We start from the raw sequence: 24,187 nt of genomic DNA on the forward strand, positions 1-24,187 counted from the left end.
GGAAGTGAAATGTGATAAACTGTAAAAAATAACGAAAAAGCAATGAAAGAGAAGAGTACATATTCGGAACTTTTTAGAGAGCTGATGTGTGGTGGAAATCAGTAAGGGATGAATATGGAATGGGCTCCGGAGCTTCTAACTGAAATGAGTAGGTAAAGACGGTTACTTCACGTTAAGAAGTTGAAGTGAGCTATAATGATAGCTAATTAAGGTGGTACCGCGGGAGTTTCTCGTCCTTTTTAAGGATGAGAGGCTCTTTTTATTTTGAGAAAGGAGGAGTTAGTGTGAGTGAAAAAATAATGTTAACAGGAATTAAGCCGACAGGTTATCCACATTTAGGCAATTATATTGGTGCGATTAAACCTGCATTGCAAATGTCAAAGAATAATGAAGGAAAAGCATTGTATTTTATAGCGGATTATCATGCGTTAAATGCTGTGCATGATTCAGAAAAGTTCAGTAGTTATACGAAAGAGGTAGCAGCTACTTGGCTATCACTCGGGCTTGGAGAAGATGTTATTTTTTACCGCCAAACAGAAGTGCCGGAGATTCTAGAATTAGCTTGGATATTAGCTTGTCTAACTCCGAAAGGTCTTATGAATCGTGCTCATGCGTATAAAGCGAAGGTAGAGCAAAATAAAGAAGCGGGATTAGAGAACGATGCAGGAGTGAATATGGGGTTATATACGTACCCGATTTTAATGGCAGCTGACATTTTATTATTTCAAGCTACTCATGTACCGGTTGGAAAAGATCAAATTCAGCATATTGAAATTGCTCGTGATATTGCGACGTATTTTAATCATACGTTCGGCACGACATTTACGCTTCCAGAGTATGTCATACAAGAAGAAGGAGCAATATTACCAGGGCTTGATGGAAGAAAGATGAGTAAAAGTTACGGGAATGTGATCCCATTATTTGCTGAGCAAGAAAAACTGCGAAAATTGATATTTAAAATCAAAACAGATTCTTCACTTCCAAATGAACCGAAAGAACTAGAAACGTTATTTACAATATATAAAGAATTCGCGACAGAGGATGAAATACAGTCCATGCGTGAAAAATATGAGACTGGAATCGGATGGGGAGATGTGAAGAAAGAGTTATTCCGCGTTGTAGATCGTGAATTAGCAGGACCCCGTGAGAAATACGTTATGTATATGAATGAGCCAAATTTATTATATGAAGCGTTAGAAAAAGGTGCAGAGAGAGCGCGTACTATTGCGAAGGCAAATTTAGCAGAAATTAAAAAGCGGATTGGATTTGAGAGGGGACGCTGAGCGTTCCCTCATTTTTTCTATATAAATTATTCGTCATATCGATACGTAAAGTAAGGGGTTCACATTTCCTTTCGAAACTTATAAGTTGCATATATGAAAAAGTATGCTAATATAGGGGTACTTATTAAATGTATTTAATAAGTATAATCAAAGTCACTTATTAAAGTTGTTTAATAAGTGTAATTCATTCTATAACGAAGGAGATGATTGTATGAAAACAGAGAAAGGAAAGATGGTGGCAGGGGAAATGTATATGCCAGATGATGAAGGATTAGTAGCTGATAGGATTGAAGCAAAACGGTTAACGCGTCTTTATAACGAGGCTATGGAAACAGGAGATGAGTTGCGTTTTACTTTATTAAATCAGCTTTTAGGTTCTTCAGCTGACGGAATATCACATATTAAGCCTACTTTTCGTTGTGATTATGGTTACAATATCCATATTGGAAAGAACTTTTTCTCCAATTTCAATTGTGTGATTTTGGACGTTTGTGAAGTTCGAATTGGTGATAATTGTATGTTTGCACCTGGTGTTCACATTTATACTGCTACTCATCCGTTACAGGCAGCGGAACGGAACTCTGGCAAAGAATATGGAAAACCTGTAAAGATAGGTAACAACGTTTGGGTTGGCGGGGGAGCGATTATTAACCCTGGTATTTCAATTGGAGATAATGCTGTAATTGCTTCTGGAGCAGTTGTGACAAAAGATGTACCTAATAATGTAGTAGTTGGAGGTAACCCAGCTAAAGTGATTAAAACGATAGAAGAATAAAAAGTGTTTTCATTAGAGTGTAAATTATCGTATAGACAATTTGAAAGGTGTTTCATATGAAGAAATATTGTACCGATAATCATACAAAGACATTATTTGCCGCTAGAAATGCTCTATTTCTTTTATTTGCTTTGCCAGGTGTCGCGTTTGCTACATGGATTTCAAGAACAGCAGCGACGCGGGATATTTTAGCAGTGTTAAATGCAGAAATGGGCTGGATTTTGTTCGGACTATCTGTCGGCTCAATAATTGGTCTACTAAGTGCAAGTCATTTCATTGACTATAAGGGAGCTAGAGACGTTATTATAGGCAGTATGTTTTTGATGATTGTTGGATTACTATGTTTAGGTATTACTATTTATTTTGTTTCCAGCATGGGGGCTTTTAGTAGCTTACTAGTATTTGGAGTAGGATATGGATTGGCGGAAGTTTCATTGAATGTAGAAGGTTCTTCCATTGAGCAGAAACTAGGAACGACACTTCTTCCGAAATTCCACGGTTTTTTAGTATAGGAACTTTAGTAGGTGCGCTTAGCGGTTCTGTTGCTGCCTCGCTCCATATCCCTATTATATATCAATTTTTTGCAGTTTCTCTTGTGTCTTTATTACTTGTATGTATGTTGTATCGTTTTCTTCCGCATGGAATAGGAAAGAAGGAGATATCGCCGAACAAAAAGCGAGCGAAGCATACGTCCTTACGTATGGAAAAAAAGGTGCTTTTAATTGGTCTTTTTGTGCTTGGAATGGCATTTGTAGAAGGAAGTGCAAATGATTGGCTACCTATTATAATGGTAGACGGACATGGACAAAGTGTAGTGACAGGTTCTATTATGTACACTATTTTTGTATCGGCAATGACGTTAGCTCGTATGTGTAGCAGTTATTTCCTTGATCGGTTCGGTCGTGTGGCTGTCGTACGTGCTACGATTATGATGGCGATTATAGGAATTTCAATCGTCATATTTGGGAGTAACTCGTATTTTCTAGCATTTGGTGTCGTGCTGTGGGGGACTGGTGCGGCGCTAGGTTTCCCGATTGGTCTTTCAGCCGCTGGAGATGATAGTGAAAACGCGACTTCTAATGTTGCTGCAGTTTCTATAATCGGTTTTACAGCCTTTTTAGTCGGACCACCATTTTTAGGTATACTGGGGGAAGCATTCGGAATACGCAATGCCTTGCTAGCTGTTTTATTATTTGTTCTCTTGTCCGGAATCGTATCGTCTGTTACGAGAGAGAATACATCGAGCTAAATAAGGAGTACATGCTAGCGGAAATATAGCATCTCTATTGCTTTAGAAAATGATGTATGATATATTGTCAACGCAACTTATTAAAAGTGTTTAATAAGTATGTTGATTAAGGTGGTGAGCGATTTGAGTGAACAATTTGTTACTCAAAAATCGATTAAAGAGACGATCCTTCGCGGCATTCGTACAGCTCTTCTAGAGCGAGGTAGTGCAACGAAAGTTGAACTTAGTAATACATTAGAAATTAGTTTTCCAACGATAAGCAAATTTATAGAAAAAATGAAACAAGACGGTGAAGTCACTTTAGTCGGTTTAGATGATTCAAGTGGCGGAAGAAGAGCAAAACGATATGCATATAATCCGGAATATATGTTAGGAGTAGCGATATTTTTAGAAAAAAATGAGACGAACTATACAATTTTTAACTGTTTAGGGGAAGTGAAAGAACAAGGCAGTACGTCAAGTGTATTAATGGATACGGGCCTAAGTCTATTAACAGAACATATAGAAAGTCTAATAGCTACATTTCCGAAAATAAGTTCAATATCAATTGGTGTGCCTGGTGCAGTCGATAATGGGCGTATTTTCTACATTCCTGGATATGAAAAGTTTCAAAATTTTAATTTGAAAAATCACTTGGAAGAACGGTTTTCTATACCTGTAGTAATAGAAAACGATATGAATGCTGCAGTGCTCGGCTATCATAAAAACTCAGGAAGTAATGACAATTCATCTCTTGTATATTTGTATGCAGGTCAAAACGGTCCAGGTGCCGGGATTATGGTAAATGGAGATGTCGTACGAGGAAGTACCTTTTTCTCAGGAGAGATATCTTTCGTTCCGCAGTATGATAATAAAAATTTCTTGCAAGCTTTGAGAAGTGGGGACGAAGTGAAAAAATCCGATAATCCAGAGGAATATAATATAGATGCTATGACCCGTTTAATAGCTACATTTATAGCTATTATTAACCCTCATGCTTTTATTTTCTGCGATGATGAAGTGAACCAATTTGTAATAGATCAAATTATAAAAAATTGTCCGCAGTACATTCCAGCAGAGCATATTCCGAAAATAACAGTGAGTGATTGGAAAGAAGATTATTTATATGGATTAAAAAGCCTTGGACTTGATCTCATGATTACGAAAACAAACAAAGAAAGTTAAATGTACTGGCAATGAAGCATCCAATTGCCAGTTGAATAACATAAAAGAAAAGGTGTCGATTATGAAAATTGAACATGTAGCAATTTGGGTGAATGATTTAGAAAGAATGCGTGATTTTTATAAACAATACTTCGATGGTGAAGAAAATAGCTTATATCACAATCCGAAAAAGAAGTTTGAATCTTATTTCATAACTTTTGAAGGTGGTGCGCGTCTAGAACTTATGAAGCAGGTAGGGATAGATGATGCAATACAAACACAAACAATAGGATATGCACATATTGCTTTTTCTGTAGGTAGTAAAGAAAAGGTGAACGAATTAACGAATATATTAAGAGAAGCAGGATACCCTGTGTTAAATGGTCCACGCACTACAGGAGATGGTTACTATGAAAGTGTAGTAAGTGACCCTGAAGGAAATCAAATTGAGATAACAATCTAACATTTTATTACTAATTGATAAAAGTATAAAACTTTGTTGTTCCCCAAAATGTGTATGAGAAATCTATTATTTCTTTAGAAAGGGGGACATAACGGTGAGTGAGTCAATTTTGATTTTCTGTATATATCCATTGCTTATTTGTATTTTTTCAATAGCTGTGACATATAGAATAGGTACACTTTACGTGATGCCAATGGTCACATTTTTTATTTTTCTTACGTTAAATGTTACATTGCATGATCCATCATTTTTCTTTTGGGTTGGCATGTATACTATTTTTGCATTTCTTGTTTCCTATATAACTATACTTTTTGTAAAGGGATATAAAGTTGTAGAAAGAGAACGTTAATATCGTTTTGGGGGAAATAGGGATTTATGGTGAACGGTAACAACCTCATTTCGCGTTATCATGACGGGAAATGAGGTTGTTTTATTTCTATATAAAATTATGTAACGTTTGTTAATTGGAGTGCTGAAACTCCTTAATAATACGCTTAATAACTGGATGAAGAGTACTAGGCAATTCATCAAGTGGGAAAAAGCGTAATTCTTTTGACTCAGTTTGATCACATACAAGCTCACCTTGGAACTCTCGGCAAATATAAACAGCGAGTACACCGTGTACTTGATCGCCATTTGGATAGATTTGAAAGAAATCTGGTCCTGAGTATGTGCGGAACAGTTCTGGCTTTTCAATGATAAGCCCAGTTTCTTCAAATACTTCTCGTTTTAAAGCATCTTCTAACGTTTCGTTATATTCTAAGGCACCGCCAATAATGCCCCAGCGGTTAAAATCTGTCCGGAGCTGCAGTAATACTTCATCGTTTTCATTTAATATAATGGCGTGTGATCCTATTAGAATAAGTGGATGATTTCCTACTAGATTTCTCATATCTTCAATATAACCCATGTCATTGCTCCTTGTATTTAATAATAGTTAGGAAGTTCTTTTAACATTCTTTCTGTTTTACGTGCTGTAAAGGCTAAGTTATGATCATCTTTTGTTCTAAAAAATAATGTGCGTAAAAAGATTTTAATGTTCGCACATAAAATACAATACTCATTAAGTGAAAGGCGTTTTCTAATTTGAGGAAGCCTTTTTATTTTTTTATGAATAATTGAAATTAAAGTATCTTGCGGGAAGTCATGATACAGCATTGCTAGTAATGGAGTAACGATACGTTCATCTTCGTTATTATGAAAAAGATCAGACGGAATGAAAATTTTATTTAATAAACAATGAATTAATTCTTCATACCACTGAAAGGTCGTATAAGAATTGTGAACAATTTCAGTAATGGCATCAGATACGTGGGCGATACAATGAGCCCATCCTTTATTTTCAATATAGCCTCGAAAATCCATTTCCAAGTTTGTATATGTAATGAGTTTGTTTTTTATTTCCTCGATATCCTCCTCTGTAAAAAAGTAGTGCGAGTTAGCGAATTGGAGTATTAATGCAATTAACGAAACAGTGTAAGAACGTGTGAAAACCCCATCTGTTTGTGGGGAGTGAATGTCACAATATAAATACTCATCACTTAAACAAGTATGTAAAAGTAATTTCAGCTGATCGTCCATAAGGAATTCATGATGAATAAAATGAGCAAAACATTTATATATAAGTTGGTAACGAACATAACTGTCAGTCGTTCCGATATATTGAAGCATGTTTAAAGTTAACTCATTTATATCTATATGTTGCAGTTGCGTATAGTCATTTTGTTGTATAAGCTCTAACTGTTGTTGCAGCGCTGTAATATCCAATGGAGAACCTCCTTCGCACTTTAAAGATGCGATCTTTTCTAGTATTCTATATATTCAAGGACAATCCTGCACATGCAAAGAGAACGAGTAGAAATTCGAGTATGACATAGATGAGGGATGAATATGACGACTATAGAACTGTTAGAAAAACATTTTAAAATAAGAAGAAGTGCTTCTTTAATAATGATAAAAGAAAATAATGCAGAGGTTTTTACAGAAGAGCAATTGGAAGAGATGCTGCAGTATTGCGTTGCTGAGGCGGAGAAAGATGGAATAGAAATACATATTGAGATTTCTTCAAAAAGTCCAAATTATGATGTGTATAAGAAATGTTTCGAAACGTATTCAATTGAATATGTTACGGAAAACATCATTGTATATAAGGATATATACGAAGTAGAAGATGTGGAAAGTGAAATTGATTTTAAGCTTATTGAAGAAGTAGGAGAAGACGCTTTTTATTCTCTTTGGAAGGAAGTGACGGGAGAACAAGTCGCTTCGGATCAATTTGTAATTATGATGGAACAAGAAATTGGTGAGCAATGGAAAGAACATTGTTTAACAGCGGTTGTAGGTGAAAAGCAAATAGGAATTGTAATCCCGCACATTGAAAGAGGTACGTTAGAAGAAGGGAAACTTATGTATTTCGCAGTCACTCCAAATATGCGAAATAAAGGGTACGAAGCAGCATTCTTTACAGGGGCGATGTTCGTTTTAAAAGAAATAGGCGCATCTTATTATATTGGTGAAGCAAATGTGCAAAATGAGTGGATGAAGGATGTTTTTGAAAAGAACGGATGTCAGCTGCTGAGTTCAACTGAGAGATATGTGAGAAAGTTTTAGGAGGATGAATGATGTATACTCTCGAACTCGTATAGCGGGAGGGGACTATATATGTTAAAGCAATCCATGCATTCATTTGTTTTATTGTATCCAGAGGTATTGTTAGAAGGCTGGAAAGTTGAAAAAGTTTCAGAACGTTATGAAGGTGAAAAGTGGGAAACTTTTTGGTTTCAAGTTGTTACGCCAACTAGTATGTTTCGGGTAAAAGAGTTTTTTCTCGATATTATGGAACCAGTATTTCCGGATAGCTGTATTTCTCAAGCAAAAGGAGATTGTTTTCAATATAAAAGGCTTGTGTATTGGAAAGGTGTAAATTATAAGGGAAAAGAAAGTTATGTTACATCTAGATGGAAAACACAAATTGAAATTTCTATTGACCATGGATATGTAAACCAAGATGAAATGGAAAGATTTCTATTTGGGTTACAACCGGTAAATATGGAGTTTGTGAAAACGATACTACATACACCATTTCACTTATTAAGCTTTCAAGCGAAAAAAGGTGGAAGTGGTGAGATAGGAAGATGCAGAGAGTGGAATTCTCCAGATGACGTATCATATTCGAAATTACCACTTCATGAAAAGTTAAGCTGGAAACTTGAATCGGTCGGTTTCGGAAATGACGAAATGCAGTATGTATATTGGGACGAAGATAATAAACTATATGCGCTTTGGGTTTGTCGGCATAAAAACAAAGCGTATTATCCTGTTTCTTCATGGACAATGAATTATGGCGTGAAACAGATTATAAACGGGTTAGAGTTTTATTCGCACCCTAATCGCGGAACAGTTGTATATGAAAGCCTAGGTAATGAACAAATCGCATACGTATTTCGAGGGAATCCGTGTACAAGTTATGAACAAGTAAAAGAACTTTTCACATGTTTGTAAGATAAATAGAAGAATCGAAACGACAAAGTATGCTTTTCTATAATACAATAAAGAAGGATTAAACTATACTATACGAGGAAAGCGTTGGTGAAAGAATGGAGCAGCAAAGACATTGGCTACAAGCAACTGTAGAACGAAATGCAGATGATACGTTACATATAAAGTGGGAAAATAATATAGAAGAAGTTCGCATTTATTGGAGTACTTCACCAGATCATATTGAAGAGAATGGCGAATTACTTGCAACGGTAAATGGAGAATCATCATATACAATTGAAAACATAAGTGAAAATGAGCGTCCATATTTTAGATTAGTAGGAAGTAATGGACAAGCAGTTACAGTAGCGGAGCGCAGATTACCATTACAAGGAGCTTTTAACTTCCGTGATATGGGAGGATATGAAACACTTGAAGGCCGTAAAGTAAAATGGGGCAAATTGTACCGCTCTGAAGAACTAGCAGGACTAACAGAATGGGATATCGAGTATTTACAAAAGTCTGGACTAAAGTTAATTTGTGACTATCGCACAGACTTTGAAGTAAAGCATAAGCCAAACCCAAGTATTACAGGCGCTCGTCAAGTGTGCTTACCAGTTATGCAAGAGTTGGCGAAAGACTTAAATATAAATGAGTTTTTCCAAGTGGGTGACTTATCTATGTTAGGGAAACCAGGCGAATATCTTGTGAACATGAATCAAGATTTCGTCGATGGCAACGAGGCTTTCGTTAGCTTTTTAAAACTCGCGCAAAATCCGGAAAACTTACCGTTAGTAAACCACTGTACAGCTGGAAAAGATCGTACTGGATTTGGCTCAGCGTTATTATTACTGTTACTAGGTGTACCGGAAAAAACAGTAATGGAAGACTACTTACTAAGTAACGGCTTCCGTGAAAAATTAAACGAAAAAATGATGGCCTTTTTAGGTGCAAAATTACAAAACGATGAAAGTAGAGCAATATTAGGTGCAATGTTTGAAGCACGCGCCGAGTATTTACAAGCTGCGATTGATGAAATCCAAAAGCAATACGGATCAGTTGAAGAGTATGCTGAAAAGGCTCTTGGCTTTACGGAAGAGTCGTTAGAGGAAATGAAAGTGTTATTGCTCGAGGAGAAATAATGGGGAGGGAGGCTGATTGGATTAGCCTCCTTTTCTTATTGTTGCTATAATTTTGTTCCATAAAGTAATTGATAACCGGATTACGTTGTCCATATTATGAAATTTTTCGTTGCCTTATTATTCCTATGACAATTGGAATAGCTGTTCCGATTAATAATATCGGTAAAAATAATTTTCCAAAACCGCCGCTCCACTCTAAAGCTATTGAAATTGTTTCAAATTGGATAAAAGCAAAAATAAGTAAACAGATATTTTTTAATTGATTAAGCATTTTTCTACTATTTAAATAAAACTGCTCAGCATTCGATTCATTAAGTCTTTGTGGATAGTTATGAACTTCTGGAAACTTTTCTAAAGTCTGTATTAATAGGAGTATGAATGCTCCTACTCCTGGTAGCTGCAGAAGTTCCCACTTTGATCCCCAGCGATCTACAACCCCATATGCGTTATAATGTGCAGGTACTTCCTCGGGTAATTCTCCCCAAATGATGATCAAAAAAATGATTGACCCAAAGAACAATGAATATCCAATAATATTTCCAATCCATTCACTTTTTGTTTTTGGGATATTTATTTTTGGTCTTTTCCATGAATTTACTATATTTTCCCGCCCCTTTCTATAGTATCCATTATCCAAATTATCTCAAATTTATAGTATTTTCACAATTAATTATTTTTGAATAACATGACTCGTGTGTCTTAAGCAAGTGTAAAATTTCTGTACAGTAAAAACAAAAAGTTCGACTTAAGAGACAATTAATGAGAAACTACAAGTTGTAAATAACGTAATAATTGAGGAGAGAAAAATGAAATACAAAGTTATATTATTCGACGTAGATGACACATTATTAGATTTTCCTGAAACGGAGAGAAACGCATTACATAATGCGTTTGTACAGTTCGGTATGCCTACAGGCTATAATGATTATCTTGCAAGTTATAAAAAGATTAGTAATGGATTGTGGAGAGATTTAGAAAATAAAATGGTTACGTTAAGTGAATTAGCGGTAGATCGATTTAGACAATTATTTGCCCTTCATAATATAGAAGTAGATGCGCAGCAATTTAGTGATGCATATCTTGAAAACTTAGGAAAAGAAGTACATCTTATAGAAGGTGCAGTGCGATTATGTGAGAATCTTCAAGATTGCAAGTTAGGTATTATTACGAATGGATATACGAAGGTGCAACAATCTAGAATTGGAAATTCGCCTTTATGTAATTTCTTTGATCATATTATTATTTCAGAAGAAGTCGGCCATCAAAAGCCGGCACGTGAGATTTTTGATTATGCATTTGAGAAGTTTGGTATTACTGATAAATCAAGCGTACTAATGGTTGGAGATTCGCTAACTTCTGATATGAAGGGCGGAGAAGATTACGGCATTGATACGTGTTGGTATAATCCGAGTTTGAAAGAGAACACGACTGGTGTTAAGCCGACTTATGAAGTGGAGAGTTTGCTACAAATGTTAGAAATTGTGGAAGTGGCGGAAGAAAAGGTAGCCTCATTTTAATCATGGTGATATTTGACGAATCGTCAATATAATTTCATATACTAAGATATGGAACAAAAAAGATGGCACCAAGTCAAAACAATTTTACTGAAAGAAAACAGAAATAACGCTAAATAATAAGCTGTTTGTAATTTGTCATTACAAACAGCTTAAAAATAAAAAAAGATTGCCTCTTAGGATATGAGCAATCTTTTTTTATTTTTTTAGGAGATGAAATGTATATTTTTCTACCCTATCTCCATCAAGTAAAAAAATGTATTTAATTCTCATAAATAACTGTAAAGTGGTAAAAATTTCGTTTTGGGGGTAATTCAAAATCTTAAGTTAATGGGTATGGGGTGGAACCCTTTCTTTGTTTAGAACGGATATCCACCTGTTGGCGGTGGCCAAGCACTAAATAATCTGCGAATCAGCACAATTTCTCCTAAATGGTAGGAGTTGTGAGATGCAATATTGCGTAGAACACCGCCAGTGGTTTCACCAGGCCATTCCTCCAATGTTTTGTCCAATTGAACAGTTTGGGCAATCGTACATGCCTGTTCAATCCCTTGAAGAAAATACTGAATAATCTGTTGCCACTCTTCCTCACCGGCAGGCCCTTCTTCTTCAGGCCAGCTCTCTTTTACATGGGCAGGTAATGCAGGCTTCTTCCCCTGGGCGGATAATAAGAGAAAATCTTGCCAGTAGGTCATGTGTTTTACTAATTGATAAATAGAATAAGGCAGTTCCTCTCTGCGTTTTCCCGCAAGCGCCATGTCTATATCCGACAAAGCATTTTTGATGGGAAGATGTCCTCGTTCTCCTCTTAACGATTTTACTAATGCTTGGCTAAATGCTTTATTTGATTGATCCATAATAATTGACTCCCATCCTGTTTTATTTTCTAATTTGCTGATTTTAAGGTTCCGTCTCTTTTATCCCGCATTAACGGGCAGTAAGACCCCCACCTCAAAATTCACCGAAAGCGAAGAAGTTAGGTGGGGGTCTTACTGCCCCTAAAAGCCCGATTGGTTCAACTAATAATCAGTGGGGGATGGACAAAACCCCCACTGATTAAAGTTTCACTTTATATGTACTAAATAAATTATAGAAGATTTACGACTATTAAGAGAAAGTAAAATAAGGCAAAAATAATAAGAATCACTGACTTCTTAACGCACAGGAAATCGTTGGTTTTTATTTAAATAGTACCTTAATGTACAATTGTAGTAATAGATAAATCAAAGGTTAGAATGACAATATCCAGGTCTGCAATAATGTCAGCCACTTTTGATTTTAGCTTTTCCGATTCCTCCTGAATTTTATCCAATTGATTTTACTGTGAATGAACTATGAGTTGATTATAATGATTAGAGTGAACTCTAAGTCAAGAAAAAAATAATAAGAGGATAGTTATTCTATTATGAGGGAGTTCGCAAAGCAAAAATAGTATTTCTATACTAAGGTCATTTACGTGTTATAATACATGAATTAAATGTGTATATATACATAGTTTCTCAGAGTGATGCAATGTTAGGTATGAGCTGTGTAACAACTAGAGGTGAGTAAAGGATGTTAACGTTTTTATTTGAGTTAGACAAAAGTATTCCAGATAAGGATGACCCACGATATGCTGCTTATGCAAAAGGCTTTATTGAAGGTGATGTAACGATTTGCGCGAGTGACAAAGTATTTTTTCAGAAGTCATGCATGAAAGTTGCAGAGCTTGGCATTTATTTAGGACAGTGGATGGAGCAAGTGCAACACGGGCAGAACGAACAGATGAATTATGAAACGCCTGAACGTGATGAAGTCATTCTCAGATTCTTCTATGAAGAGGACGATCAGTGGAAGATTTATTCCAGTTGGCAACAATTTGAAATTCAGGAAAGTATCTCTACTACAACATTAGTAGAGAGCGTTCAACGCTATTTATATGAGCTAAATAAAGAACTGCGCGCGATAGAATATCCTGTGACGTTTGATCAGTATTTAAGAGGAGAGCGAATGATGCAGCTTTCTTACAAACGATTGTGTGATAGTAAAGCGGATACTACGCCTATCGAGGTTTACAATGAAAGCAAACAAGTAGGCGTAGTACGGGGCTATTATAAAAATACGTTGATGAAAGTACTAGATTTCATTCCAAAAGTTGGTAGTAATATCATTTATGAAATAAAGGATAGTAAGGACAATATTCGCGTCATTGCAAAGGATGTAAGTAGGCAGCGACAAAGAAAGATTTTAGTAACGTACATCGATAATTATGATGCAGAGCATGAAATACTTGTATGTGATGGAAAGTTATTAGATGCAAATTTCTTATTTACTTTTACATATAAGAGAGAAGAATATGTTGTTCAAAAAACTTCAATTGGGCTTGGAAAGTTATTACGAAAAGGCTATGTGACTGCAGATTGGAATATTCGTCTTGAGGAAGATATGTATTATATCGAGATGAATGTGTTTGATGATGATTATATAGAGGATCAATACTTACTGTTAGGTGTATTTCATGCGGTTTTGTATGGGTGATAAATGAGAAATACCTGTATTCTTCATAGGAAGGATACAGGTATTTTTTATGTCGTTCTGGTGACTTGGTGCCCTTTGTTAATCCTCAAAAATAAAAATCTCATCAATCGTACTATGAAGTGCCTTCGCTATATCATGAGCAAGCTGCAAGGAAGGATTATATTTTCCTTTTTCGAGATGGCTAATTGTTTCACGGCGTACACCAACTTGCTTCGCTAAATCTTCCTGTGTCATGTTCAATTTGGCGCGGTATTCTTTTATTTTCGTTACGAACGCCATGGTGCATCTTCCATTTCATCAACTGGTTTATCGTAAAAGAACATGGAGAATCCGAATGTAAGAATGAGTGTGCCGAAAATAAGAGCGATATCGATTTCTTGTAGCACCGGGTTTGGAAATAGCATTTCAATAAACATAATGATAGCGGTTGTTAATAATGTAACGATAAATGCATTGCGGCACGATTTATTGACGATTTGTTCAAAAAGCTCATCGTGTTGAACCGTTCTATACGAAGTGAAAAAGGAGAAGAAACAGAACATAGTAAACAATCCTTTTTCGTAAAAAAAGCCGAGGAAACCGAAGAAACCGAGAAATCCTAAATATTTGATCCAAGTTGTTTTCATGATAGGTCCTCCTTATAATGTTATAAATATATCACATTTGGAAATGTATAGTAATAATAGTTTTCCAATTCTTTTCATAATAATAGTAAAAAGAGGAAATATGCTGCGAAATAAAGAGGATAATATTGTAAAATGGTTGTAAGGAGGGGGAGGAAGAAATGTTAACTGGGATCATGATCGTCGTATTACTTGTAGTGATTACTGTAATTGCGACAGTGTTAATTGGGCGGAATGGTGATGCGAATTATAGTAAAGCGACAAAAGGGAATATTAAACGTCTTACGATGATTTATATTATACTAGCTGTCGTTTTAATCGTTGGATTAGGAGTTTACATTTATTTTAAAGGTTAAATAAACTGAAAAATACAAAAATCTAAAAATGAAAACATGCTATAATATCAATATAGTTATTTGGTAATTAAGGAAAGGATTGGATGTAATGATTGAAATTACGAATGTGTCAAAAAGTTATAATGGATCTACTTATGCAGTAAAAGATTTAAGTTTATCGGTACCTAGTGGAGAAATTTTTGGGTTTTTAGGACCGAATGGTGCGGGTAAATCAACGACAATTAAGATGATTACTGGTATTCACGGAGTGGACAAAGGGACGATTACGATCAACGGCAAAGATATTATGAAAAATCCAATGGAAGCGAAAAAGACGTTTGGTTATGTGCCAGATAGCCCAGATATGTTTTTGCGACTAAAAGGAATCGAATATTTAAATTTTATGGCAGATATGTATGAAGTGCCGAAAGAAGTACGACAAGAACGAATAGAGTCTTTAGCGAAGAAGTTTGATCTTTATAATGCGTTATCTGATCAAATTCAAAGTTACTCACACGGTATGAGACAAAAGATTGTCATTATCGGCGTGCTCGTACATGAACCAGATGTGTGGATTTTAGATGAACCATTAACAGGGCTTGATCCGAAATCTGCATATATTTTAAAAGAAATGATGAGAGAGCATGCAGATAAAGGAAAGATTGTATTTTTCTCGACGCACGTATTAGAAGTAGCGGAAAAAATATGTGACCGCGTTGCGATTATTAATAAGGGGAATTTGCAGTTTAAAGGGAATTTAAATGAAATGAGAGATCATTTTAAATCCAATGAATCACTTGAAAAAATGTTCTTGGAGATGACGGGCAATGAGTAAAATTTGGACGTTAACGAAAGTATTGTTGAAATTAAATTATGCAGATTTTATAGCAGATAAGAAGAAACGATGGGCGTATTTATTTTCATTTGCTGCAATATTATTTGTTGGCTTTTTAATGTTCGGTTCTTTAACGCACGCAATGTATGAGGGAATGATACATTTAGGGCAAGATCCAGGAATGATTATCGCAATGGGACTTGCGATTGCGAGTATATGGGTATTTTTAATGAGTATAACGAACATTTTAACTGTATTTTACTACAGCAATGATATTGAAATGTTACTGCCATTACCATTAAAACCAGCGCAAATTATTTCGGCAAAATTTTTAACGGTATTAATTACACAATACGTAATGAGTTCATTCATTTTACTACCTATCTTCATTACGTACGGTTTAAAAAGTGGCGCATTTATTACATATTACATATACATGATTTTTATTTACTTACTCTTCCCGATCGTGCCGCTAGTATTAGCTTCGTTACTGATGACAATTATTATGAGGTATACAAATATAGCGAAAAATAAAGATCGAGGAAATATATTTATTGGAATCGTAAGTATACTATTTATTGTAGGAATTAACGTATTTATGCAGTGGAGAAATAAAAGTTCGTTTTCTGAAGATGCAATTGCGGATTATCTTGCGAATAACCAATCCTCTCTTTTAGTACAAATGACAAATTATTTTCCAACTACATATTTTGGAGCGGTGGCATTAGTAGAAAATGCAAACTGGAAGGGTCCTTTATATGTAATGATCTTTGCCGTTATTTCATTTGTATTTTTTGTGTTGTTTTATTACATTGCAGAGCGTACATATTTAAAAGGGGTTATTGGACTTTCAACGAGTACTGCAAAAAAAGAGGTCATTTCAGCAGAAGGGTTACAGAAATCAACGGTACAAAGCTCACATTTGAAAGCGTATGTGAAAAAAGAATTTAAAACGTTATTCCGTACACCGCAATTTTTCTTAAATTGCATTGTACAAACTGTCGTTATGCCGATTATGCTGTTCTTTGTTTTATTTGCACAGGACGGAAATTTAAAATGGATTACAGGGTATATTGATAATCCAGAATCGGCAGGTCTTGCAATTGGCGTTGGTCTTTGTGCATCACTATTTTTAATGGGAAGTAACGTTATTGCAACAACGTCATTTTCACGAGATGGAAGCTCATGGTTTGTGAATCGATATTTACCAGTAAAAGCTTCGGATATCTTTTTTGCGAAAGCGATAACGGCTTGGTTAATTAATGTGACTATTTTAGCGATATTCGGTATCACGATGGCAGTTGTAGCGGGAGTTTCTCCAGTCTTCATGATACTTTGGTTCTTGCTAAGTGCGAACGGTTTATTGTTAATCAATTTAATCGGTACACGCTGGGATGCACAAACTGCAGATATTCATTGGGATACAGAGCAAAAATTATTTAAAAGCCGATATACAACTTTGTGGAATTTTTTAGCTAATATTTTAATAGCTTTAGTTATTGTGGCCGGAGTAAGTGTACTATACTTCTTCCTTCAAGTAGGACTGTGGATTATGTTTATTGTTTTATTTGTATTGTTTACCCTTGTTAATTATATTTTAATTAAAATATTAAAATTAGGCGCAGAACGTATATTGTCAAATATTCAATAAAAAGATAGATCCTCTGTATTTGTGCAGAGGATCTACGTATAGATGGAGGAGAAAAGGTGAAGAAAATAGCAATTGTAACAGGGGCCACTCGTCTGAATGGAATTGGTGCAGCTGTATGCAAGGTGCTTGCTCAAAAAGGGATAGACATTTTTTTCACGTACTGGTCTCAGTATGATAAAGCGATGCCGTGGGGAATGCATGACCAAGAACCCTTTTTGTTGAAAAAGGAAATTGAAAGTTACGGTGTCCGATGTGAAATGGCAGAAATTAATTTATCGCAGTCATATTCGCCAAATCGTTTGTTTTATATAGTGTCAGAGCGTTTAGGCGATCCATCTATATTAATTAATAATGCAGCGTATTCTACTCATACGAGAATTGAGGAATTAAATATAGAACAGTTAGATAAACATTATACCGTGAATGTCCGGGCTACTATGTTGTTAAGTTCATTGTTCATAAAACATTATGCACGGAAAACGAGTGGGAGTATTATTAACCTTACTTCAGGACAGTCGCTAGGGCCAATGCCTGATGAACTAGCATACGCAGCAACGAAAGGAGCAATTGAAGCATTTACAAAATCAGTAGCACCAGTTGCGATGGAGAAAGGGATTACAGTGAATGCTGTTGATCCAGGACCGACGAATACAGGATGGATTACAGAGGAGTTACAGCATCATTTAGTGTGGAAGTTCCCGCAAGGTAGAGTTGGAGAATCCATGGATGCTGCACGTTTAATAGCTTTTTTAGTAAGTGAAGAAGCGAAGTGGGTTACTGGGCAAGTCATACATTCGAATGGTGGTTATTCATAAAAATATTATGTTAACAGGTGTTGAGAAACAAAAAAAATTAGGAATTATTTTGTTTTTTTGTATAAATAAAATGTCAAGAAAGATAAAAATTTGATAGGGGAGTATATCGTCACATGAAGATAGTAATTCTTGATGTGACAATATACTCTTTTTCTTTTGCTACAGAGCAGGAAAATGAAGTAGAAGAAACTCGAATATTAAAATGAGTTTATCAGTTTTTGTACGTATTATTATGAAGATTACTGTCGGAAAGATGGTGATTCGTGTGAAAAGGGATTTTTTAAGGGGAAATCGAATCGTAAAGGGGAGGATAAATTAAAGTAAACATAGGGGGATTTATATGAAAATGAAAAAGGTCGCTATCGCATCGATAACAATTGGTACAATGCTTACTATGGCAGCTTGTAGTCCTTCAGCAGATAAAGAGACAGAAAAGAAGGAGCAAGTAACAGCGCAAAATGAAGGCGAAGCAAAAACGACAAGTACAGATGAAGCGTCAAAAACAACGAAAGATACTGAAAAAGAAACAAATACTTCTTCAAACGAAAAAACAGATAAAGATGCAAAAAATACGAAAGAATCATCAGGAACAGAAAGTAATGGCAAAACATCAACTCAAAACGAGAACGTGAAAACAAAAGAAAAAGAAACGACAGGTAAAACGAATGAGCAAACGACTAGCGGAAAAACAACAGATCAAAGTACAAGTACAAACTCAAATGGAAAAACAACGAAAGATCCGAAGAAAAGTGTAGCTGTGAAAACGAGTGTTAAAGAAGTTGCTGCATTAGTTGAGAGCTTAGACAAGCAATTAGCTGCGAATCCGAAATTAGAAACAGTAAATAAACTTGGAAAACAAATTAATGAAAAGTGGGATGTAATAGAGAAAGACTTAGAAGCATCGTACCCAACTGAATATAAAACAATCGGACAAAGTATGTATCCGTTAATTGTAGGGGCAGAGAAAGAAAAGATTGATATTGCTAAAATGAAGTCATTAACGACGAAAACGAAAAAAGATTTAAATCAGTTATTGACGAAGTTATCGTAGTGTGAAAAGAGCCTGCTCGTGGGAGTAGGCTTCTTTTCATTGGAGAGTTTATTTTAAAGGTAATGGGAAACCTACTTAAAAAGGATGGTGATAAAAATGACAATTGATCGAATTTGTACAATTGGGCCAGCAAGCAATAATAAAGAAACGTTAGCGCAGTTAATAAAGAACGGTATGAAAATCGTTCGGCTAAATTTATCACATGGCACGCATGAAAGTCATAAAGACATCATTCGTTTAGTGAAATCGTTAGATGATTCTATTAAATTTTTAGGTGATGTACAAGGTCCTAAAATAAGGTTAGGTGAAATAAAAGGAGAACAAATTACACTTCAGGCGGGAGATTCTTTTATTTTACATACGCAACCAGTTACAGGGAGTAGTACTAAAGCAAGTGTTGATTATGAAGGAATCTCGAATGATGTGAAAGTTGGAAGTAGAATTTTAATTAATGATGGGGAAGTTGAGTTAATCGTTGAGAAGGTAAGTACGGACAAAATAGATACAAAGATCAAAACAGGTGGTAATATCTCATCTCATAAAGGAGTGAACTTACCAGGGGCAATTGTTAGCTTACCCGCTATTACAGAGAAAGATAAAAACGACATTCAGTTTCTTTTAGAAGAGGATGTTGATTTTATCGCGTGTTCTTTCGTGCGAAAACCTAGTCACATAAAGGAAATACGGGATTTTATAAAGCGGCATAAAGAAACTTCTCCAAGTTTAATCGCTAAAATAGAAACGATGGAAGCGATCGAGAACTTTCAAGAGATATGTAAAGAAGCGGATGGAATTATGATTGCGAGGGGTGATTTAGGAGTAGAGTTACCGTTCCAATTTATTCCGCTCTTGCAGAAAATGATGATTCGGGAATGTAATCGAACGAATACATATGTTATTACAGCAACACAAATGCTTCAATCTATGGTAGAGCATTCTATACCTACAAGAGCTGAGGTGACTGATGTATTTCAAGCTGTACTGGACGGGACGAATGCAGTGATGCTTTCTGCTGAAAGCGCATCAGGTGAACATCCAATCGAAAGTGTAAGGACATTACGTCTCGTTTCTGAATTTGCCGAGCATGTAAAAAAAGATGGTTCTTTTGCGATGAAAGATGTACTGGAATTACTGCATAGATCGTTCGGTGAGTGATGAATAAAAAAGAGGGCGGATATGCATCCCCCTCGTGTTTTTAACTCATATTATTCTTGCTCTTGCTCGTCCAAAATCTTATCAAAGGCAGCAGATACTTTGTCAAACTCTTCGTCATTTTCAATGTAGGAAAACTCATTATCTTCTTCTACTTTTAAAAAGAAGATATCAATGTCTTCCTCAGTTTCTGTTTGAATGTCTTCTACGAAGGCAACTGCAATATATTCTGCACCTTCGACATCCATCGCTCCAAGCACTTCTACTTCCTGATCCTCATTATTCTCATCACTAAGTGTAAACACTTCGCCAACTTCAATATCAGACATATTCATTCTCCTCCTGTTCGGCTCTAAAAAATAGAGCACTCAAACTGTATACATACTAACATATCTTTCCATGAAAAAACAAATTCATACGTAAGAAAACAACTGATTCTTCTTTAGTATGAGTATACAGCTATTAGGAGCATTATTTTTTGCGTGCTATATTACTAAATCCATTCAACAATTTTATCTGTAGTCTGTCTTGTTTTATCACGCTTTGGCTCTTCTTTACGGTAACCAAAGGCAACCATAACAGATACTTCAAGATTATCGCCCTGTATAATGCCTTCTTGACGAAGTAAAGAGTCTACTTTCTCTTTATCAAATCCTTCTATTGGACAAGAGTCAATGCCAATTTGAGCTGCACTCGTCATCATATTACCTAAAGCAATATAAGTTTGCTTAGATGCCCAATCAAATACAGCCCGGTCGGATTGTAATAAGTTAAAATCTGATTCCTGGAACTTTTTGAAGAATTCATATCTAATTTTTTGAGTGTCTTCAGGTAATCCAATAATATCGTTCATCATATATTTAATATACTCTGCATCATAATGCATATCTTTAATGTTTCTTGAAAGAACAATGACAAAGTGACTAGCTGTTGCAAGCTGCCCACCAGCGCCCCATGAATACGGTTGTAGTTTTTCTCTTAATTCTTTATTTTGTACGACAAGAAATTTCCAAGGTTCATATCCAAAAGAAGAAGGAGATAATCTTCCTGTTTCTAAAATAAATTTAAAATCTTCTTCTGAAATTTTCTGCATAGGATCGAACTCTTTACATGCATGTCTGAAATGAAAAGCCTCCATAATTTTTTCTTTTGTCATTTGTTTTGTATTTGTCATAAAAGTTCCTCTTTTCATTATTTTATTTTTGTAAGTAAATTATATTTTTAAAGTAACATAGAAACAAGTACGCACATTTATGTGGTATAGTATCAAAAAAGATACTATTGATAAGGGAAGGGATTTCTTATGGATTGTGCAAACGAAAATAATATAAATCACCCATTTTTAAATAAATATTCTTGTCCAGTCGAAGCGATGGTTGAGGTGATTGGAGGGAAATGGAAAGGGGTTATTTTGTATCATTTATTAGATGGTAAAAAGAGGTTTAATGAATTAAAGAGATTAAAACCTAATATCACACAAAGAATGTTAACACTGCAGCTGAGAGAACTTGAAGCAGATGGCATCATACATCGTGAAGTGTACCGTGAAGTGCCTCCAAAAGTAGAATATTCGTTAACTGAGCTTGGTGAATCACTTCGTCCAATGATTCTATTAATGTTGGAGTGGGCAACTCATAATATGGAGAAAGTTTTGGAGAGTAGGAATGCACAAAATAATAGTAAATAGTTGAATTTGGTATAGTAGAGAGAACGGATGAGAAGTGATGTTAAGAAATAACATTATTGCACTGCGGATTCATCTTTTTGTTGGCGTTTTCATGTGGTTATTATCAAATTTCACAACAGATATATTAAATACGCGTAGTTTTTAGTGGATTATAATTATTTTATGTAAACTGATTTTCGAGTTGCTCTCATCTATATAAAAACTTGTATACGAGATTCTATAATGGTAGGACGGCACTTTTAGTTTAACGGATAATACATCCATTGTTTTTAGGGAACAGTAATTCAAAACTTAAAACAATGGAGGTTATATTAATGAAAAAAGTGCTTTTTTCTTTCTTTTGTATATTTTGTTTCGTAATTGGAAGTTCTTTCACTGTTCATGCTTTTTCTCCAAAGCAGTTACCGATTTCTCAAACGTCAGATCGATGGAAAATTGAAATTAAGCAACCTGATAAAAAACCTGGCTTAGTGACAGCTAAAAAGGATGTTTTTAATACGTATGGTTTCGAGGTTAAGGATATAGGGAAGGACGCTTATCATGTAACTGTTGAAGTATTTCGAAATGAACCAGATTCCCAGACGAAGTATGAGCTTTTCACTTCTAAAAAAGATCATGTGTTAAGTAAAGAAGTTGCTTTTAATCATGCGAATTTTCCTATATCGGTTCAGTCTGATGAACTTGAAGTTATTATAACTTGGCAAGAAAAGCCTTCTAGAATGCTAAAAGATGGAGAAAAAGATTGTGAGGCGGAAAGAAAATATAAACAGACATTTATATTTAAACATTAATAAATAACAGTAAAAACTCCATTATTATTAAATGGAGTTTTTTAGCTTACATAGCTTATGTTTTAGGAAGGATTCACAGTTATAACTTAATGGGTATATTACAATAATTATTAAATGTATTATCTTTCAAAGAAGAAAGGGGAACCTTCACCTCACTACCTTCCTTCATATTCCGCAGCACAACAGTGTCTGTACTAAGTTCTTCTTCCCCAATAATAAGTACATAAGGGATGTTCTCTTTATTGGCGTAATTAAGGGCACGTTTTAATTTACGTCCTGCTAGTTCGAGTTCGACTTTTAAGGAAGTTGTAGAACGTAATTGCTGGGCGATTTGTAAGCATTGTAATTCTGTTCCGAGCGGGATGATAAATAAATCGGCTGTAGATGATGTAGTTTCTTTTTGTGATAGTGCTGTATAAATAACATCTAAACCGAATGAAATACCGACTGTTGGATAGTTCATATTATCACCACGGAATGCTCCGATAATATTATCGTAACGACCGCCACTACCGATGCTGGATGTAATTGATCCATCTTTTAGGAAGATTTCATACACGGTACCTGTATACATTGTGAGTCCCCGTGCTAAAAATGGATTGAATATAGCATTCTCATTTATTCCAAGAGCGATCAAATATTGCTGTAATTGTTGCAATTCGTTTACTCCATCTGTAACGAGTTGGTTATTGAAAGCTTCTTTAAAGTCAGCAATTGTAAGCTTTAGACAAGATAAAACGGTATTACATATCGTATCAGCCATTTCTTCAGTAATTCCGCGCTCTAATACATCTTTTCGTACACCACCTATCCCAATCTTTTCGATTTTGTCTAATGATAAAATGACGTCACTCATTAGTTCAGTAGGGATATTAATAGCCTGGAGAATACCGTTTAACAACTTTCGGTTATTATATTGGATCGTTACTTCTAAGTTTAACGTTCGGAACAGTTCAAACGCCATACTCATAAGTTCAGCTTCTGCCATGACAGACTCAACACCGACTATATCAACGTCACATTGTATGAATTCACGGAATCTTCCTTGTTTAATTGGGCCATCTCGAAATACTTTTCCAATTTCATAACGTTTAAAAGGGAGGCGGATGTTCGGATTCATTGCCACGACTTTTGCGAATGGAATTGTTAAATCGTAACGTAAGGCAAGTTCACGTTTTCCTTGATCCTGAAGTGTATATATTTCTTTTAATATTTCATCGCCACCGCCGTACTTGTAAGACATAAGCTCATACATATTTAACGTTGGTGTCTCTAACGGTTTACAGCCATAACGTTCAAACGTATCTTCACATGCTCTTTTAATTTTATTTCGTAGTACTTGTTCCTCTGGTAAATAGTCTTTCGTTCCTTTTACATTTTTCATTTCCATCATAATCACTCCTTTTTAAAATTAAAAAAAGCTATGCAGGTATAAAAAATACCCACATAGCTTTATGAACGCTTCGTGGGTCAACAGGAAAAGCCCTGTACCCACGAAGAAAAATTTTTCTTCGGATACACGGCGTTACGTATGATGATGAAGTTGGAAAGAAGTATTAAAATTTCGCATTACAAATCTCTCCTTAACATAAGTTTTTCCAAATTATATCAGATGTTTTTTGAATTATCAATATTTTTAGTTTTGAAATATACGTGAAGTTATGTAGGAGAAATGGAAAAGGGT

Annotated in this window: 27 protein-coding genes, 1 pseudogene and 1 other annotated feature; of the genes and pseudogenes, 19 read left to right on the plus strand and 9 right to left on the minus strand. The window is 35.2% G+C overall.

Features of this window, described 5'->3' with window-relative positions:
- Nucleotides 1-33: 33 nt before the first annotated feature.
- Nucleotides 34-241, plus strand: a binding site (T-box leader).
- Between the two features lie 43 nt (nt 242-284).
- The 6 genes and pseudogenes from ACQKNI_RS00840 (at nt 285) to ACQKNI_RS00865 (ending at nt 5,262) form a co-directional block, all read left to right on the plus strand.
- Complete coding sequence (locus ACQKNI_RS00840; RefSeq protein WP_088229740.1) at nt 285-1,283, plus strand: tryptophan--tRNA ligase; 999 nt, start codon at nt 285-287, stop codon at nt 1,281-1,283.
- A 211-nt stretch (nt 1,284-1,494) separates the two neighbouring features.
- Nucleotides 1,495-2,058, plus strand: a complete 564-nt coding sequence (locus tag ACQKNI_RS00845) for a maltose acetyltransferase domain-containing protein (RefSeq protein ID WP_280147252.1) — start codon at nt 1,495-1,497, stop codon at nt 2,056-2,058.
- Nucleotides 2,059-2,114: 56 nt separating this feature from the next.
- Nucleotides 2,115-3,307: pseudogene (locus ACQKNI_RS00850) on the plus strand (MFS transporter).
- Between the two features lie 123 nt (nt 3,308-3,430).
- A complete protein-coding gene (locus ACQKNI_RS00855; RefSeq protein WP_140417286.1) occupies nt 3,431-4,471 on the plus strand; it encodes an ROK family transcriptional regulator in 1,041 nt (346 codons plus the stop codon).
- 61 nt (nt 4,472-4,532) lie between these two features.
- The gene (locus ACQKNI_RS00860) at nt 4,533-4,913 is read left to right on the plus strand and encodes a VOC family protein (protein ID WP_088229737.1); all 381 of its coding nucleotides are present in this window, start codon (nt 4,533-4,535) and stop codon (nt 4,911-4,913) included.
- A gap of 94 nt (nt 4,914-5,007) precedes the next feature.
- A complete protein-coding gene (locus ACQKNI_RS00865) occupies nt 5,008-5,262 on the plus strand; it encodes a YbeF family protein (protein ID WP_088229736.1) in 255 nt (84 codons plus the stop codon).
- 111 nt (nt 5,263-5,373) lie between these two features.
- Here the strand turns inward: ACQKNI_RS00865 and ACQKNI_RS00870 are convergent, their stop codons facing one another.
- Both ACQKNI_RS00870 and ACQKNI_RS00875 read right to left on the minus strand, forming a co-directional pair.
- The gene (locus ACQKNI_RS00870) at nt 5,374-5,823 is read right to left on the minus strand and encodes an NUDIX hydrolase (RefSeq protein ID WP_088229735.1); all 450 of its coding nucleotides are present in this window, start codon (nt 5,821-5,823) and stop codon (nt 5,374-5,376) included.
- A 17-nt stretch (nt 5,824-5,840) separates the two neighbouring features.
- On the minus strand, nt 5,841-6,680 hold the full coding sequence (locus ACQKNI_RS00875; protein ID WP_088229734.1) for a DUF2785 domain-containing protein: 840 nt from the start codon (nt 6,678-6,680) through the stop codon (nt 5,841-5,843).
- A gap of 123 nt (nt 6,681-6,803) precedes the next feature.
- On the opposite strand from ACQKNI_RS00875, the gene ACQKNI_RS00880 reads away from it, so the two are divergent.
- The 3 genes from ACQKNI_RS00880 (at nt 6,804) to ACQKNI_RS00890 (ending at nt 9,532) form a co-directional block, all read left to right on the plus strand.
- A complete protein-coding gene (locus ACQKNI_RS00880; protein ID WP_088229733.1) occupies nt 6,804-7,523 on the plus strand; it encodes an N-acetyltransferase in 720 nt (239 codons plus the stop codon).
- Nucleotides 7,524-7,574: 51 nt separating this feature from the next.
- A complete protein-coding gene (locus ACQKNI_RS00885; protein ID WP_088229732.1) occupies nt 7,575-8,414 on the plus strand; it encodes a hypothetical protein in 840 nt (279 codons plus the stop codon).
- 95 nt (nt 8,415-8,509) lie between these two features.
- Entirely contained in the window at nt 8,510-9,532 is a 1,023-nt protein-coding gene (locus ACQKNI_RS00890; RefSeq protein WP_088229731.1) for a tyrosine-protein phosphatase, read from the plus strand.
- 94 nt (nt 9,533-9,626) lie between these two features.
- Here ACQKNI_RS00890 and ACQKNI_RS00895 read toward each other — a convergent pair whose 3' ends face one another.
- On the minus strand, nt 9,627-10,052 hold the full coding sequence (locus tag ACQKNI_RS00895) for a DUF1648 domain-containing protein (protein ID WP_088229937.1): 426 nt from the start codon (nt 10,050-10,052) through the stop codon (nt 9,627-9,629).
- 286 nt (nt 10,053-10,338) lie between these two features.
- On the opposite strand from ACQKNI_RS00895, the gene ACQKNI_RS00900 reads away from it, so the two are divergent.
- Complete coding sequence (locus ACQKNI_RS00900) at nt 10,339-11,049, plus strand: YjjG family noncanonical pyrimidine nucleotidase (RefSeq protein WP_088229730.1); 711 nt, start codon at nt 10,339-10,341, stop codon at nt 11,047-11,049.
- 356 nt (nt 11,050-11,405) lie between these two features.
- Here the strand turns inward: ACQKNI_RS00900 and ACQKNI_RS00905 are convergent, their stop codons facing one another.
- Nucleotides 11,406-11,903: a DinB family protein gene (locus ACQKNI_RS00905; RefSeq protein WP_088229729.1), complete on the minus strand. Its 498-nt coding sequence runs from the start codon at nt 11,901-11,903 to the stop codon at nt 11,406-11,408.
- A gap of 697 nt (nt 11,904-12,600) precedes the next feature.
- Between ACQKNI_RS00905 and ACQKNI_RS00910 the strand changes: the two genes are divergently transcribed.
- Nucleotides 12,601-13,563: a tubby C-terminal domain-like protein gene (locus ACQKNI_RS00910; protein WP_088229728.1), complete on the plus strand. Its 963-nt coding sequence runs from the start codon at nt 12,601-12,603 to the stop codon at nt 13,561-13,563.
- Between the two features lie 78 nt (nt 13,564-13,641).
- Here ACQKNI_RS00910 and ACQKNI_RS00915 read toward each other — a convergent pair whose 3' ends face one another.
- Nucleotides 13,642-13,842, minus strand: coding sequence for a helix-turn-helix transcriptional regulator (locus ACQKNI_RS00915; protein WP_063675548.1), 201 nt, complete (start codon nt 13,840-13,842; stop codon nt 13,642-13,644).
- Nucleotides 13,830-14,189, minus strand: coding sequence for a DUF3796 domain-containing protein (locus tag ACQKNI_RS00920; protein ID WP_000859221.1), 360 nt, complete (start codon nt 14,187-14,189; stop codon nt 13,830-13,832). The genes ACQKNI_RS00915 and ACQKNI_RS00920 overlap by 13 nt, the downstream gene beginning before the upstream one ends.
- 158 nt (nt 14,190-14,347) lie before the next feature.
- Between ACQKNI_RS00920 and ACQKNI_RS00925 the strand changes: the two genes are divergently transcribed.
- The 6 genes from ACQKNI_RS00925 (at nt 14,348) to ACQKNI_RS00950 (ending at nt 20,028) form a co-directional block, all read left to right on the plus strand.
- Nucleotides 14,348-14,542 (plus strand): hypothetical protein, encoded by a 195-nt coding sequence (locus ACQKNI_RS00925; RefSeq protein ID WP_088229727.1) that lies wholly within the window; start codon nt 14,348-14,350, stop codon nt 14,540-14,542.
- An 88-nt stretch (nt 14,543-14,630) separates the two neighbouring features.
- Complete coding sequence (locus ACQKNI_RS00930) at nt 14,631-15,356, plus strand: ABC transporter ATP-binding protein (protein WP_000570200.1); 726 nt, start codon at nt 14,631-14,633, stop codon at nt 15,354-15,356.
- A complete protein-coding gene (locus ACQKNI_RS00935; protein ID WP_098253148.1) occupies nt 15,349-17,007 on the plus strand; it encodes a putative ABC transporter permease subunit in 1,659 nt (552 codons plus the stop codon). Before ACQKNI_RS00930 ends, ACQKNI_RS00935 begins: the two co-directional genes overlap by 8 nt.
- A gap of 56 nt (nt 17,008-17,063) precedes the next feature.
- The gene (locus tag ACQKNI_RS00940) at nt 17,064-17,822 is read left to right on the plus strand and encodes an SDR family oxidoreductase (RefSeq protein ID WP_098253147.1); all 759 of its coding nucleotides are present in this window, start codon (nt 17,064-17,066) and stop codon (nt 17,820-17,822) included.
- 340 nt (nt 17,823-18,162) lie between these two features.
- Nucleotides 18,163-18,873, plus strand: a complete 711-nt coding sequence (locus ACQKNI_RS00945) for a hypothetical protein (protein WP_098883065.1) — start codon at nt 18,163-18,165, stop codon at nt 18,871-18,873.
- Between the two features lie 84 nt (nt 18,874-18,957).
- The gene (locus ACQKNI_RS00950; protein ID WP_280147255.1) at nt 18,958-20,028 is read left to right on the plus strand and encodes a pyruvate kinase; all 1,071 of its coding nucleotides are present in this window, start codon (nt 18,958-18,960) and stop codon (nt 20,026-20,028) included.
- A 50-nt stretch (nt 20,029-20,078) separates the two neighbouring features.
- Here the strand turns inward: ACQKNI_RS00950 and ACQKNI_RS00955 are convergent, their stop codons facing one another.
- Together ACQKNI_RS00955 and ACQKNI_RS00960 are read right to left on the minus strand one after the other, a co-directional pair.
- On the minus strand, nt 20,079-20,360 hold the full coding sequence (locus ACQKNI_RS00955) for a DUF1292 domain-containing protein (RefSeq protein ID WP_003271045.1): 282 nt from the start codon (nt 20,358-20,360) through the stop codon (nt 20,079-20,081).
- A gap of 158 nt (nt 20,361-20,518) precedes the next feature.
- Entirely contained in the window at nt 20,519-21,199 is a 681-nt protein-coding gene (locus ACQKNI_RS00960; RefSeq protein ID WP_088229720.1) for an NAD(P)H-dependent oxidoreductase, read from the minus strand.
- A 129-nt stretch (nt 21,200-21,328) separates the two neighbouring features.
- Here ACQKNI_RS00960 and ACQKNI_RS00965 point away from each other — a divergent pair, with 129 nt between their 5' ends.
- Nucleotides 21,329-21,712, plus strand: coding sequence for a winged helix-turn-helix transcriptional regulator (locus ACQKNI_RS00965; protein ID WP_088229719.1), 384 nt, complete (start codon nt 21,329-21,331; stop codon nt 21,710-21,712).
- Nucleotides 21,713-22,026: 314 nt separating this feature from the next.
- Complete coding sequence (locus ACQKNI_RS00970; protein WP_098356804.1) at nt 22,027-22,503, plus strand: hypothetical protein; 477 nt, start codon at nt 22,027-22,029, stop codon at nt 22,501-22,503.
- 79 nt (nt 22,504-22,582) lie between these two features.
- Here the strand turns inward: ACQKNI_RS00970 and ACQKNI_RS00975 are convergent, their stop codons facing one another.
- Nucleotides 22,583-23,896, minus strand: coding sequence for a histidine--tRNA ligase (locus ACQKNI_RS00975; protein ID WP_427282104.1), 1,314 nt, complete (start codon nt 23,894-23,896; stop codon nt 22,583-22,585).
- Nucleotides 23,897-24,187: the final 291 nt, after the last annotated feature.

Origin of the sequence: Bacillus sp. NPDC094064, assembly GCF_050279585.1 — a bacterium.
Lineage (GTDB): Bacteria > Bacillota > Bacilli > Bacillales > Bacillaceae_G > Bacillus_A.

Coding starts and splice junctions, on each gene's coding strand:
- ACQKNI_RS00930 (WP_000570200.1), top strand. CDS start 14,631: ATGATTGAAATTACGAATGTGTCAAAAAGTTATAATGGATCTACTTAT.
- ACQKNI_RS00885 (WP_088229732.1), top strand. CDS start 7,575: ATGTTAAAGCAATCCATGCATTCATTTGTTTTATTGTATCCAGAGGTA.
- ACQKNI_RS00900 (WP_088229730.1), top strand. CDS start 10,339: ATGAAATACAAAGTTATATTATTCGACGTAGATGACACATTATTAGAT.
- ACQKNI_RS00950 (WP_280147255.1), top strand. CDS start 18,958: ATGGTGATAAAAATGACAATTGATCGAATTTGTACAATTGGGCCAGCA.
- ACQKNI_RS00910 (WP_088229728.1), top strand. CDS start 12,601: ATGTTAACGTTTTTATTTGAGTTAGACAAAAGTATTCCAGATAAGGAT.
- ACQKNI_RS00925 (WP_088229727.1), top strand. CDS start 14,348: ATGTTAACTGGGATCATGATCGTCGTATTACTTGTAGTGATTACTGTA.
- ACQKNI_RS00935 (WP_098253148.1), top strand. CDS start 15,349: ATGAGTAAAATTTGGACGTTAACGAAAGTATTGTTGAAATTAAATTAT.
- ACQKNI_RS00880 (WP_088229733.1), top strand. CDS start 6,804: ATGACGACTATAGAACTGTTAGAAAAACATTTTAAAATAAGAAGAAGT.
- ACQKNI_RS00955 (WP_003271045.1), bottom strand. CDS start 20,360: ATGAATATGTCTGATATTGAAGTTGGCGAAGTGTTTACACTTAGTGAT.
- ACQKNI_RS00915 (WP_063675548.1), bottom strand. CDS start 13,842: ATGGCGTTCGTAACGAAAATAAAAGAATACCGCGCCAAATTGAACATG.
- ACQKNI_RS00890 (WP_088229731.1), top strand. CDS start 8,510: ATGGAGCAGCAAAGACATTGGCTACAAGCAACTGTAGAACGAAATGCA.
- ACQKNI_RS00845 (WP_280147252.1), top strand. CDS start 1,495: ATGAAAACAGAGAAAGGAAAGATGGTGGCAGGGGAAATGTATATGCCA.
- ACQKNI_RS00960 (WP_088229720.1), bottom strand. CDS start 21,199: ATGACAAATACAAAACAAATGACAAAAGAAAAAATTATGGAGGCTTTT.
- ACQKNI_RS00920 (WP_000859221.1), bottom strand. CDS start 14,189: ATGAAAACAACTTGGATCAAATATTTAGGATTTCTCGGTTTCTTCGGT.
- ACQKNI_RS00905 (WP_088229729.1), bottom strand. CDS start 11,903: ATGGATCAATCAAATAAAGCATTTAGCCAAGCATTAGTAAAATCGTTA.
- ACQKNI_RS00870 (WP_088229735.1), bottom strand. CDS start 5,823: ATGGGTTATATTGAAGATATGAGAAATCTAGTAGGAAATCATCCACTT.
- ACQKNI_RS00860 (WP_088229737.1), top strand. CDS start 4,533: ATGAAAATTGAACATGTAGCAATTTGGGTGAATGATTTAGAAAGAATG.
- ACQKNI_RS00975 (WP_427282104.1), bottom strand. CDS start 23,896: ATGATGGAAATGAAAAATGTAAAAGGAACGAAAGACTATTTACCAGAG.
- ACQKNI_RS00945 (WP_098883065.1), top strand. CDS start 18,163: ATGAAAATGAAAAAGGTCGCTATCGCATCGATAACAATTGGTACAATG.
- ACQKNI_RS00965 (WP_088229719.1), top strand. CDS start 21,329: ATGGATTGTGCAAACGAAAATAATATAAATCACCCATTTTTAAATAAA.
- ACQKNI_RS00970 (WP_098356804.1), top strand. CDS start 22,027: ATGAAAAAAGTGCTTTTTTCTTTCTTTTGTATATTTTGTTTCGTAATT.